This is a genomic window from Citrobacter sp. XY323 (genome assembly GCF_025106035.1).
Lineage (GTDB): Bacteria > Pseudomonadota > Gammaproteobacteria > Enterobacterales > Enterobacteriaceae > Citrobacter > Citrobacter braakii.
The window spans coordinates 303,000-315,282 of the sequence record NZ_JANYUK010000002.1; the positions used below are offsets into that span (position 1 = coordinate 303,000).

Here is a 12,283-nt window from a genome sequence, read left to right on the forward strand (position 1 = left end):
CATCTGATTAAATAGTTTTCAAGAAACTGAGGGTTAAAATGGCAAAACCGGACTGGGGATCACTGCAACACCAGTTCCTCGCCGAGCATGCTAAATCCGGTATTTCCCCCAAAGACTGGTGTGAAGCGCGGGGACTGAATTATACATCTGCGCGGCGCTACATTAAAAAGCCAACCGCCCAGACTGCGCAAAAACCTGCGCAGAAGAAATTGCGCACTGCGCAGAAAGAAAAAAGTGTAGAGGAACTGGTTAACAGCAAACTCAGCCCGAAGGTAAAGCGCTTCATTGCTGAATACCTGAAGGACCAGAACGCCACGGCAGCAGCTGAGCGAGCTGGCTATAGTGACCCAAACTATGGTCGTCAGCTCATAACAAATCCTAACGTTGCGCAGGCCATTGCGCAGCAGCAGAAGGCCTCTATTGCGCGCACGCTTGGCAGCGCCGATGAAGTCCTCTCGCAGATGTGGCAACTCGCCACTTTCGATGCCAACCAGCTCTCACAGTATCGCCGCGGTGCCTGCCGCTATTGCTGGGGTTTCGGTCATCACTATCAGTGGCGTGACATGGTGGAGTTCGAGGAGCAACGGCTTAAAGCCCTTGAGCGGAAGGGCAAAGAGCCGGTAGACGTCGGAGGTTATGGCTACGACCACAACCGGGAGCCAAACCCTGCCTGTCCGCGCTGCAATGGTGACGGGATCGGACAGCCATACTTCGCTGATACCCGAAAACTTCCCCCTGATGCGGCCTTGGCTTATTGCGGCGTGAAGCTCGGCAAACATGGTGTGGAAATTACCGCGATAAGCCGTGAACGGATGTATGAAGCCGTGATGAAGCGGCTTGGCCTGGCTGATAGCGAGTTTGCGCAGCGTCTGCAACAGATTGAAATCGAGCGTCGGCAACTGGAAGTGGAAAAACTCCGTAAAGAACAGGCCGCAGATCCGGAGGATGACGAACCAACGCCAGTTGCAATCAATATCAACGTAGTTGATGCGCGAGTGAGGGAAGAGGATGGCAATAGCACCAACGCTTAACATCCCTCAGGCCCGATTCCTCGCAATGGAGCACAAATTTAAAGCCTACGTGGCCGGCTTTGGTTCTGGCAAGACGTGGGTCGGTTGCGGTGGTATCTGCAAAGGGATGTGGGAGCATCCGAAAATCAACCAGGGCTATTTTGCACCTACTTACCCCCAGATCCGCGACATCTTTTACCCCACGGTCGAAGAGGTGGCCTTTGACTGGGGGCTGAATGTCAAAATTAACGAGGGAAACAAAGAGGTTCACTTCTACGCCGGGCGCCAGTACCGCGGAACGACGATTTGCCGCTCGATGGAGAAACCACAAACCATCGTGGGTTTTAAAATCGGTAACGCGCTGATTGATGAACTGGACGTAATGCCCGCCAAAAAGGCGCAGTTAGCCTGGCGAAAAATCATTGCCCGTATGCGTTACAACGTGCCAGGACTTCGCAACGGAATAGATGTCACCACGACGCCAGAAGGATTTAAATTTGTTTATCAACAGTTCGCAAAGGCTGTGCGCGATAAACCCTCGCTCTCTACGTTGTATGGTCTGGTGCAGGCCTCGACATTCGACAACGAAAAGAACCTGCCGGCGGATTACATCCCGTCCCTGATGGAGTCTTATCCGCCTGAGCTGATTAAGGCGTATTTGCGGGGCCAGTTCACCAACCTGACCAGCGGGACTATTTACCATCAGTTCGATCGTAAGCTGAATTGTTGCACTGAAGAAGAACAGCCTGGCGAGCCACTTTACATCGGTATGGATTTTAACGTCGGGAAGATGGCCGGGATCGTTCATGTGTTGCGTCTTGGACTTCCGTTCGCGGTTAACGAGATAGTAAAAGCCTACGACACCCCTGACATGATACGCATCATCAAAGAGCGATTCTGGTTGTTCGACGGTAAAGATTATCGGAAGGTCAGGGAAATCTATATCTACCCGGATGCTTCCGGTGATTCGCGTAAATCGGCCCACGCCAGCACTACGGATATAGCACAGCTTAAACAAGCTGGTTTTAACGTGATAGTGAACGATTCAAACCCGCCAGTAAAAGACCGCATTAACTCCATGAACGCCATGTTCTGCAACGGCAATGGTGAACGTCGCTATAAAGTGAATGTAAAACGATGCCCGGTTTACACCGAATCGCTTGAGCAGCAGATCTGGGGAGAGAACGGAGAGCCAGATAAAAAGGCAGATAATGATCACCCTAACGATGCCGGCGGCTACTTCATCGTGAAGCAGTTCCCAATCATCAAACCGACAGGTAAATCCACACCACTTCGGATGTAAAACCATGCCAGATATTTCAACACCCAATCTCGACTATAACGACATGGTTGAGGCATGGGATATTAACGATGCTCTGATGGGCGGGACGCTGGAAATGCGTCGGCAGGGGAAGGCATATCTCCCCAAATGGCCTAACGAAGATCCCGAAAGTTATAAAGAGCGTTTATCTAAAGCCACGTTACTCCCGGCCTATGAAGAGTCGATAAAACAGAATATCGGGCGCGTATTTGCTGAACCCACGGTATTAAGCGAAAACGCGCCGGAAAGTATCAGAAAGCTTTCGACTGATATTGATATGGAAGGAAACCGCCTGGATGTCTGGGCGCAACAGTTCTTCAGTATCGGTTTCCAGTACGGCCTGGTTCATGCGCTGGTGGATTACCCGCGTGTAGATCCGGAATCTGTAAAAACAAAAGCAGATGAAAAAGCAGCCGGGAGCAGGCCATACGTCACGATGCTAAACCCTCGACAGGTAATCGGCTGGAAGTCGAAAGTTGAGGGCGGAAAGGTCATCCTCACTGATTTGCGCATTCGCGAAACTATCATCTTGGACGGGGATGATTACGGGCAGACAAAGCTCGAACAGATCCGGCATATCATGCCTGGTAAAGTCGAAATCCATCGGCGCAACAAGGGAGAAAATGGCGAAGCGCAATGGACACTCTACGAAGAGTGGAAAACCAGCCGCAGCGATATCACTCTGGTAACGCTGTACACCAAGCGAACCGGATTTATGCGCGGTTCGCCGCCACTCTTGAACCTGGCTTTACTGAATATCAAGCACTGGCAGAGCCAGAGCGAGCAGGACAACATCCTGCATGTTGCCCGCGTACCGTTGCTGGTGGCTTATGGGCTGGCAGAAGGTGAAACGTTAACGATCGGCGCGTCTTCAGCAACACGTTTCGAAAACCGCGAACGGCAGGGGCTTGAATACGTCGAACATACCGGAGCAGCCATTGAATCTGGTGAAACATCGCTGGAAAAACTGGAAGATCAGATGCGGCAGGCGGGCGCCAAACTGCTGCGTGCCGAGAACACCTCGACCAAATCTGTTGACCAGACAAATGAAGAGCGCATGCAGGAGAATTCGCCGCTATATACGATGGCGAGTTCTCTGGAGGATGCCCTCGATAACATCCTGCAAATCATGGCGGAATGGCTTGGTGAAACTGAAGGCGGTAACGTTGATGTGCGCACAGAACTTGATATTTCAGTGCAGACCTATGACGCAACCGCGGCAACGGCTGTTCAGTCGCTGAGGCAGGGGGGCGATATTCGTCAGGTGGACGCTATTCGCGTACTCCAGGCGCTGAAATTCATCGACCCGGACGCTAATTCAGAAGAGGTTATCGATGAGCTCAGGAATCAGCAGGTAACTCTGCTAAGCAGCCTGAATACTCCTGGTGGTGTGAATGGCAACGTCAAATGAAAAACTTCGAGATGAAAGTCTGGCGCATGCAATCTGGGTGAGTCGATATAGTACCGGCGTAGCAAACAGGATGATAAAAATCCTCAATGAGAGCGACGCAGATCTTACCGCCAGGCTGCTGGTGGCGATGGATACCCTTGACGCTGATAGCTTCACTGTAACCCGCCTGGAATCGCTGCTTGCAAGCGTCAGGGAGACTAATCGGGAAGCAGTTCAGACTATGTATGCCGGGTTATCAACCGAGCTGCAAGGTCTGGCCCAGCATGAGGCTGGTTTTCAGCTCAGTCTGTTCCAGTTTGCTATCCCGGATGATGTGCTTGCGCTTCATCCGCTGGTGGGTATATCGCCAGATGCCGTCTATGCTGCTGCAATGGCCAGGCCGTTTCAGGGTCGCCTGCTTTCTGAGTGGGCAGACAACCTTGAAGCCGACAGGATGACGCGGATATCCAATACCGTACGGCAGGGCTTTCTGTTGGGCGATACGCATGAACAGATAGCCAAAAAGGTTCGCGGACACGCTAACCGGGGCTATCAGGATGGCGCGCTACAGATGAGCAGGACGAACGCGGGGAGTATTGCTAAAACAGCTGTAGGGCATCTTGCGGCGACGGCGCGTAAAAGCTTTGCGGATGCGAATGACGACATTCTGAAGGGTAAGCAGTGGTTATCCACTTTGGATAACCGGACATCGAAAGATTGCCGGGTTCGCGATTGCCTTAAATACACGCTGGATAATAAACCAATCGGCCATAAAGTACCGTATCTTCAGGGACCAGGCAAAATCCACTTTTGCTGTCGCAGCGTGGAAACCTACATCCTGAAATCCTCTAATGAGTTGGGTATTCAAATTGGTGAGGTTCAGAACAGTTCCCGCGCCAGTATGGATGGACAGGCCCCCGGCGATACTACATATTCCGAATGGTTGCAGCGTCAGCCATTTTCCCGGCAAAAAGAAATCTTAGGCGAGACTCGAGCAAGGATGATGCGTGATGGCGTCATGAAATATGACGACTTCTATAGTGACAAGGGCGAATGGTTGACGTTGGCCCAACTAAATAAACTCTCAGAGTTGAGACAAGCCGGGAAATCTCCCGGCTTTTCTTTGGGTGATGCACAGTCAGTAGCGGAGATTGAACAGGGTATGCGAGGAATTATTGCCGATGAAATTCGCTTCCCTGAAGAAACTACGCTGGAGTCAGCACGTATTGCCGCCGGAGCCATGCAGAATGTTATTGAGCGGTTTCGCTTACCGCCAGTTAAGTATTTTGGAGAGGTAAGTGGTACGAGGAAAAGTGCAGCAGGTGCGTATTTTGAGGAAAATGCTGCTGTCCATGTTTCTCGTTGGGCGATGCAGTCCACTGAGTGGGATGCTATTTGTGAAAATAGCGCTACTTATGATTTCGTTTCTTCATTGTCGCTGGAAAGAATGTTGACGGTTTCGGATGCCGCTTTACTCGCAGCCGGGAACAATCAACTGAATTATGCAGCGATTTCAAGCGTTGCCGGCACGGTTACGCATGAAATGGGGCATCATCTCTATTACCAGCACATTGACGATTTAAGTCAACTTACTACAAAAGCATATAATGAAGGCTGGTGGCGACCTGTCAGTTATTATGCTTCCGAAAACGAACGTGAACTCTTTGCAGAAATTCTTACGATATTCATGCTGGGCAGTAAGGATGATTACCAGCGTATTAACCCGGAGCTACTCGAATGGCTGAAGAAAAATTCCCGTGTCTAAAACGGGCCAATGAGTTGTACCACTCCACGCCCAGGCCTGTGGATCTTCTGGACCAGTTGGAAGCATTGGCTGAGAAAGCAGGAAGTACGACACCTGAAGCAAGGATGATCGGCGGCCTGATTAGTGCCGCTATGATGGACGAGGCCAACGGCCATTCCTGACAATAATTTTGACTAACACAAGGCTGCCTCCGGGCGGCCTTTTTTATTGCCGCAATACCGGATGGTGAGCGGTGCAACGGTCGGATGACCTCGAAAAGGTACCAACATGAAACTGAAGACAGTTGAAGTAAATGGCAAGCACTATGCGGAAGTTGATGCTAACGGTTTGCCCGTGTACGTCCACGATGACGGCCAGGAGATCGGCTTTGATGCCGTGCAGGCAGTAGGAAAAATTTCCTCCCTGAATGGCGAGGCAAAATCTCATCGTGAAGCGAAAGAAGCTGCCGAAGCTAGCCTGGCTAAATTCGCCAAAATTAGCGATCCGGCGAAGGCGCTCGAAGCGTTGGAGATGATGACAAAAATCGACCAGAAAAAGCTGATCGACGCAGGCGCAGTTGACCAGGTGAAAGCGGATATCACCAAATCATTCCAGGCTCAGCTTGATGAAGCCACCCAGCGGGCGACAACGCTCGAAGGACAGCTCTATCAGGAAATGATTGGCGGGCGCTTCTCAGGCTCGAAATTCATTGCTGATAAAGTTGCGATCCCGGCGGACATGCTACAGGCCCGCTTTGGTCAGTCTTTCAAAGTTGAGGATGGCAAAGTCGTTGCTTATGACGGCTCCGGCAACAAAATATACTCCCGCTCCAAGCCGGGCGAACTGGCGGTCTTTGATGAGGCGCTGGAATTTCTGGTGGAGCAGTACCCTCAGAAAGATCACATTCTGAAGGCGAGTGGTAATCAGGGAGGAGGCTCTCGTCAGTCTCAACACTCAATCGGGCAGAAAACGATGAAGCGCGATGCGTTCAGCAGTTTGAGCCCGACAGATCAGCAATCGACCCTCAAAGACGGCATCACCATCGTCGATTAATTCATTGCCAGCCGTCGGATAGCGGCTGGTGCCAGAGCTGGATAGCTCAAACAACCCTAAATTTTAATTTCGAAGGAATCCATACACATGGCTAACACGCTTACCGGGTTGATCCCGACTATCTATACCGCTCTGGATACTGTGTCACGTGAGCAGGTTGGGTTTATCCCTTCCGTTTCACGTAATGCGAAAGCGGATGCAGCAGCGAAAGGGCAGTCAGTTACTGCACCAGTCGCACCGCCTGCAACGACCGTTGACATTGAACCGGGGGCTACGGCGCCAGATGATGGCAATCAGAACATCGGAAACGTTGAAGTTAAGATCACCAAATCCAAAATGGCCCCGGTCAAATGGAACGGTGAAGAGCAACTGGCGCTGGGTCCAGCAGGTACCTACAACACTATTCTTGCGGATCAGTTTAAGCAGGCGTTTCGCGCGCTGTCTAACGAGATGGATGCCGATTTGGCGGCGCTGTATTACGCCTCATCCCGTGCTATTGGTACTGCGGGTACAGCACCGTTTGGTATTGCCGGTGATTTATCCGATGCAGCAAACGCGCGACAGGTTCTTTCAGACAACGGCTCACCGACGACTGATTTGCAGATGGTTCTGGGCTCCTCTGCGATTGCGAACCTTCGCGGTAAGCAGTCGGTGCTGTTTAAAGTGAACGAATCGGGTACTGATGCCTTACTGCGTGAAGGTATCGTGGGTCGCCTGGAGGGCTTTAACATCCACGAATCCGCACACGTTAAGAAACGTGCAGCATCTGCTGCTGCCGGATACCTGGTCAATGGCGCGAAAGATGAAGGCGACATTCTGATTCCCATTGATAGCGGCGCGGGGGCCTTTGCTGCCGGTGATATCGTGATGTTCGACGGTGACAGCAATCAGTATCTGGTGGCCGCGGCTACTGCTGCAACTATCACCCTGGCAGCTCCGGGCTTACGCCAGGCGCTGGCCGACAACACCGCTATTACTGCGACCGGCCCCTTTACTGCCAATATGGCGTTTGACCGCAACGCATTCCTGCTGGCGTCCCGAACCCCAGCAATGCCGCAGGGTGGCGATACCGCGGATGATGTAATGAACGTTACCGACCCGGTCTCGGGCATCACTTACCAGGTGGCGCTATACCGTCAGTACCGCCAGGTGCGCTACGAAGTTGGCCTGTCATGGGGTGTGGCGGCAGTGAAAACGGAACATTCGGTTCTGCTGTTGGGTTAACAATCAGGGGCTTCGGCCCCTTTTTTAGTGGAGGGCCAATGGCCGGATTAACTAAAGAACAGCGCGCTCAACGAGCGGCGGAAAAACTTGCTGCCGAACTTGCTGCAAAAAGCAATTCTGAGCAGCAGGAGCAGCAGGAGCAGCAGGAGCAGCAGGAGCAGCAGCAGGAGCAGCAGGAGCAGGATTATCTGGTTGCTATGGTCACTGACTTTCCGGCATTTCCCGGCGCTCCAACAAATGCTGACGTACATCCTGATGAGGTTGAAAACTGGAAGGCGCTCGGCTGGAAAGAAACGGAGTAATAGATGCTCACCTTCATAACTGTTGAAGACGTCAATTCCATTCTGGGAGATTCCTGGACTGATGAAAGCAAAAAAGTCAGGTCTGTATTGATGGCTAACACCTGGATGAATGGTCTCAATCTGAAGCTTCCGTGCAATAAGGCTACTCACGAAACCATTATTCCTGACGATGTGAAGCAGGCTGGCGCCTATGCGGCACTGGCTGCATCAAATGGCGGGCTGTATCAGCAGAAAACCGATTCTGGGGTGCTGCTGAGTAAGACGGTTGATGCTGACGATGTTTCTGTTTCAAAGTCCTATGCCGAGATCGCCACCAATAGCACGGCATTACTCGATTCCGACCTGCAGCTTGCGCTGGCCATGCTTATGCCATATGGCGTTAGTAAGTCGCAGGTGCGGTTGGTCAGGGGGTAGGTAGCATGGGCATACGTGACGAGCTACAAACTGAAGTCGCCGCAGCATTCGATACCGACCTGCAGGATGCTGTTAAGGATTTCACTGGAACATACACCGTTCGAGGTGACTGGGATCCGGTAACGGAAACCGGCAGTGAAACGCAGGTGACGTATTCAGGGCGCGGTGTTCTGGCGCGGTACAAACTCCGTCGTATCGATGGCGTTAATATCCTGCACGGTGACCTGAAATTAACCGCCCTGGTTAACGAGGTGACCGATAGGCCAGCAGTCGGGCACTTTGTCACGGCGCCGGAACCGATAACTGGTGTACCTCAGCGTTATGAGGTCATAACCGCTGCTGTTGATTCCGCTGGTGCTGCGTATTCCATCCAGTTACGGAGGGCGTGATATGGCTAAGGGCTGGAGTATTGACCCGGCAGCATTCGCCGGGCTGGTGGCCGATGACGTGAGGTTGCGGCAGCGAGCCATCGCTACACAGCTGCTGAATGAAATCGTGAAACGGTCTCCTGTCGGCAATCCAGAGTTATGGGCGATTAACGCTACCGCCGTCGAGTACTCCAAAGCGGTTGGAGAATGGAACGAATCGCTCTACGACAACCCGGATAATCTGACCAAAACCGGGCGACTCAGGAAGAAAGTACGTGTTAACGACAGCATGGATATCAAACGCCCGGCAGATTATCGTGCGGGTACGTTCAGGGCTTCGCATTTCGTAAGTATCGGATCACCGGATTACTCGGTTCCAACAGAGGAGGACCCGCGCGGAACGACGACATTTCTCAACGGTAAAAACATCATCGATCAGGCTCCGGCCTACTCAGTGATTTATATCCAGTCAAACCTTCCTTACTCCGTACCTCTGGAGAACGGGCATTCAACGCAGGCTCCAGCGGGCGTCTATGCAGTTTCATTTAACGGTGTCGTTCAGGCCTACAAATGACCCTTACAGAAATCAGAAACGCTGTCATTTCCCGAATGACGGCGCAGACCGCTATTGCTTCTGATGGGGTGGACTATCCCAACGGACCGCTATTTGATCCGAGTGGCCGCGATATCTGGGCACGCTTCACCAATATTTCAGGGCAGGCGGGAGCCAACGAAACCGGGAACGGGCCGGTAGTTCATCGAACCGGTGTACTTATCATTCAGCTATTTGTACCGGTCTACACCGGCACGATTCTGCTTACTCGAACAGCAGACCAGCTAACGGAGCATTTCGAATTCCAGAATGACGGACGACTGAGTTACTTCGCTGTATCGGCAATCCCGGCGGGCGAGGCCGACGGCTGGTCTCAGCTCAATCTACATATTCCTTACCGCGCTCTGTAGCGCTTAACTTCGATGGAGGTGACCGCATGTCGAGCGGCGCTAAGGTACTCTCGGCCTTTATCCGGGAGACGACACCAGGAATTACGCCTGCTGGCGTCTGGAATCTTCTCAAACGTACCAATTGGGGCGTTGGCCCGTCCCAGAACACCAACGATAACGATGAGATTGGTGGAACCCGAATGGCGCAGGGCGCTACGCTGGGGACGGTCGATGTTGGCGGCGATGTCGGGGCAAAATTCCGCTATGGCCAGCATGATGACTTTCTTGCTTCGTGTTTTGGCGCAGAGTGGGCAAGCAATGTGCTGACGATGGGGAATGACCGTATTTCCTTCTCTCTTGCGACATACGCTTCGGACGTTGGCATTGCCTCTATTGTTCGTGGCGCGCAGGTGAGCGTGTTCCAGTTGGAAGTTCCGAATGATGGCGACGTTACCGCGACAGTCACATTCGCCGGGCTGGGTTGGGACTCAAAAGCAGACGATATGAGTTACATCACAGGCACACCTGCTGATAATGCTGGCGAGTTGCGTTATTCGTTCAAAGAGGTCACTGCAATTAACCTGAATGGCGTCGATGGTGGTGATGGTTTCTGTATTGATACCTTTAACATCAAGTTTGATAACAACGTTCAGACTCAGCGTTGTATCGGTACCGGCTCACCGTATGCCGGGGCCAATATCCCGACTACGTTCACGCCGTCAGGTTCGATCACTTTGTCGTGGTCAAAAGCAGCGTGGGAGGTCTGGAGTAAAACGCTTACTGGCGCAACCGTGCCATTCAGTTTCACGCTGGCGAACGACGAAGGGCAATACACGTTTAACTTCCCGAAAGTGCAGGTCTCTGGCGACTGGCCGGATGGCGGCAATACCGACATTATTCAGGTTCAACTGGATATCACTGCAGCTGACGAGTCGCCGACGATTACCCGCGCTGTTACCGCCCCTGCCACGGCAATCAGCGTAACGCCAGAAACTTCATCAGGTGATGTCGGTACTTCCGTCACGCTGACAGCGAACCTTGCCCCGGCTGGTGCGACTGATGCTGTGCAGTGGGAGTCATCAGATCCGACTGTCGCAACGGTGGTATCGACAGGCCCAAAAACCTGCCAGGTAGTCAGAGCCGGCGCCGGCACCGCAACGATAACCGGTAAAGTGCGAGGCTTCACCGCCACCGCCGAGATTATCGTAACTGAACCATAAAATTTCCCTTGCCCGTTCCGCTCTCCATGGTGGCGCGGGCTTTTTTCATGCAGGAGTTTTTAATGATTATCCTAGCCCCACGAATTGATGTTGGTGGCGAGCGCTGGTTCACACCACTGAAAGGTCTGAAACCCATTGAAGGCCTGAAACTGCTCGTCAACAGCATTGATAACGACCAGTATCGCTCGCGTAATGCTCTTATCCGTCGTCATATTGAAAAAATGGACGCCAGTTACCAGGTTGGAACCAGCGAATTTAGCCTGTCAGCGGTCGGGGAAATAGACTCTGCTGATGATCTGCTTATCGACAACTGTGCGCATTACCTGCTCAAAGACTGGAAGGGCGTTGGTGAGTTTGTTGATGGCGAAGAAGTTCCGATTGAATACACGCCGGAACGCGGAGCTGCACTTCTGAAACAGGAGCCAGCGATTTACTGGCAAATTCTGGCGGAGGCAGCCAGCATCGCCCAGGGCAAAGAGCAGCAAAAGCAGGAAACCGTAAAAAAGCCATCGAAGCGCAGAAGTGGCTGAGTGAATTCGGCGGGGAGCGGGGTGAAAAGGCAAAGTGGCGAAGGGAGAAATTAAAACTCCCGCCAATTCCTGAGCCTGAGATTGATGCTGTAACGGGGGAGATACTCAACGCTTACGCAATGATTTCTCGCGGCAGACAGTATACCGGAATGGCTGGCGTACCGCTCCCGTTGTCCCTGCACGATATCGAGCGCTATCTGGCCTCACGTTCTATCCTGATTGACCGCACAGAGTTTGATGCTTCGATACTTGCCCTCGACGATGCCTGGCGGGATGAGTGGGCGAAGGAACAGAAAGGAAGCAGCAAGAAGAAATGAGCCTCGGTACAGTCCGGGGCTTTTTTATACCCGCAACAAATCGTGCATTCGCGTGCGCATCTTCCAGCAAGAGCTTTCCGTAGTGTGAGTCTGAGACAGGGTGGTGGATTTCATCGTACCGCTCTTGGCTGCCCATGTCTGGCCGCGTTCCCCGTCAAAGGGCAAATGAAGTTACTGTATGCGGCGGCATGAGCATGAATAACCGAATTGTTGAATGCGCCTCCAGAGCTGGGCGAGACTTCTCGGAGTTCATGAAAGGCGAGAAGAACATGGTGGAGGCGCTACGGTTTGCTGAAGAATTCACAGAGCAGTTACGCATTTACGGCTGCGTTAATCACCACTTTATCAAGTTCATGATGCTGAAGGCGATAATGAAGGTGTTCGACGATGTACAGCGTGAGGAAAAGCGTGAAGATCGCCGACGCAAACGAGCGACAGAAAAATGAAG

At 52.4% G+C, this 12,283-nt stretch carries 15 protein-coding genes and 1 pseudogene; all 16 read left to right on the top strand.

Translation table 11 applies throughout. The features are described from left to right. The first annotated feature begins 38 nt into the window (after positions 1-38). A complete protein-coding gene (locus N0B36_RS05000; RefSeq protein ID WP_259686152.1) occupies positions 39-1,031 on the top strand; it encodes a terminase small subunit in 993 nt (330 codons plus the stop codon). Beyond that, positions 1,009-2,313 (top strand): terminase large subunit domain-containing protein, encoded by a 1,305-nt coding sequence (locus N0B36_RS05005; protein WP_149382818.1) that lies wholly within the window; start codon positions 1,009-1,011, stop codon positions 2,311-2,313. Before N0B36_RS05000 ends, N0B36_RS05005 begins: the two co-directional genes overlap by 23 nt. A gap of 4 nt (positions 2,314-2,317) precedes the next feature. Next, positions 2,318-3,742: a DUF4055 domain-containing protein gene (locus N0B36_RS05010; protein WP_259686153.1), complete on the top strand. Its 1,425-nt coding sequence runs from the start codon at positions 2,318-2,320 to the stop codon at positions 3,740-3,742. Further along, a pseudogene (locus tag N0B36_RS05015) lies at positions 3,726-4,802 on the top strand (phage minor head protein); the annotation flags it as partial. The gene N0B36_RS05010 and the pseudogene N0B36_RS05015, both read left to right, overlap by 17 nt. Before the next feature lie 656 nt (positions 4,803-5,458). Further along, positions 5,459-5,647 (top strand): hypothetical protein, encoded by a 189-nt coding sequence (locus N0B36_RS05020; RefSeq protein ID WP_047418052.1) that lies wholly within the window; start codon positions 5,459-5,461, stop codon positions 5,645-5,647. Positions 5,648-5,753: 106 nt separating this feature from the next. Then, positions 5,754-6,518, top strand: coding sequence for a DUF6651 domain-containing protein (locus N0B36_RS05025; protein WP_047418049.1), 765 nt, complete (start codon positions 5,754-5,756; stop codon positions 6,516-6,518). Between the two features lie 87 nt (positions 6,519-6,605). Further along, positions 6,606-7,742: a P22 phage major capsid protein family protein gene (locus tag N0B36_RS05030; RefSeq protein WP_259686154.1), complete on the top strand. Its 1,137-nt coding sequence runs from the start codon at positions 6,606-6,608 to the stop codon at positions 7,740-7,742. 38 nt (positions 7,743-7,780) lie between these two features. After that, positions 7,781-8,044 (top strand): hypothetical protein, encoded by a 264-nt coding sequence (locus tag N0B36_RS05035; protein WP_181634817.1) that lies wholly within the window; start codon positions 7,781-7,783, stop codon positions 8,042-8,044. A gap of 3 nt (positions 8,045-8,047) precedes the next feature. Beyond that, a complete protein-coding gene (locus tag N0B36_RS05040; RefSeq protein ID WP_047418040.1) occupies positions 8,048-8,458 on the top strand; it encodes a DnaT-like ssDNA-binding protein in 411 nt (136 codons plus the stop codon). Between the two features lie 5 nt (positions 8,459-8,463). Next, positions 8,464-8,847 (top strand): glutamate 5-kinase, encoded by a 384-nt coding sequence (locus N0B36_RS05045; RefSeq protein WP_149382826.1) that lies wholly within the window; start codon positions 8,464-8,466, stop codon positions 8,845-8,847. 1 nt (position 8,848) lies between these two features. Continuing rightward, positions 8,849-9,400 carry a hypothetical protein gene (locus N0B36_RS05050; protein WP_047418035.1) on the top strand — a complete coding sequence of 184 codons (552 nt, stop codon included), beginning with the start codon at positions 8,849-8,851 and terminating at the stop codon, positions 9,398-9,400. After that, positions 9,397-9,789 carry a phage tail terminator-like protein gene (locus tag N0B36_RS05055; protein WP_103766172.1) on the top strand — a complete coding sequence of 131 codons (393 nt, stop codon included), beginning with the start codon at positions 9,397-9,399 and terminating at the stop codon, positions 9,787-9,789. The genes N0B36_RS05050 and N0B36_RS05055 overlap by 4 nt, the downstream gene beginning before the upstream one ends. A gap of 26 nt (positions 9,790-9,815) precedes the next feature. Next, a complete protein-coding gene (locus tag N0B36_RS05060; protein WP_169330083.1) occupies positions 9,816-10,988 on the top strand; it encodes a phage tail tube protein in 1,173 nt (390 codons plus the stop codon). Between the two features lie 62 nt (positions 10,989-11,050). Beyond that, entirely contained in the window at positions 11,051-11,518 is a 468-nt protein-coding gene (locus tag N0B36_RS05065; RefSeq protein ID WP_047418027.1) for a hypothetical protein, read from the top strand. Positions 11,519-11,667: 149 nt separating this feature from the next. Next, positions 11,668-11,835 (top strand): hypothetical protein, encoded by a 168-nt coding sequence (locus N0B36_RS05070; RefSeq protein WP_103766491.1) that lies wholly within the window; start codon positions 11,668-11,670, stop codon positions 11,833-11,835. A 194-nt stretch (positions 11,836-12,029) separates the two neighbouring features. Next, the gene (locus tag N0B36_RS05075) at positions 12,030-12,281 is read left to right on the top strand and encodes a hypothetical protein (protein WP_047418022.1); all 252 of its coding nucleotides are present in this window, start codon (positions 12,030-12,032) and stop codon (positions 12,279-12,281) included. Positions 12,282-12,283: the final 2 nt, after the last annotated feature.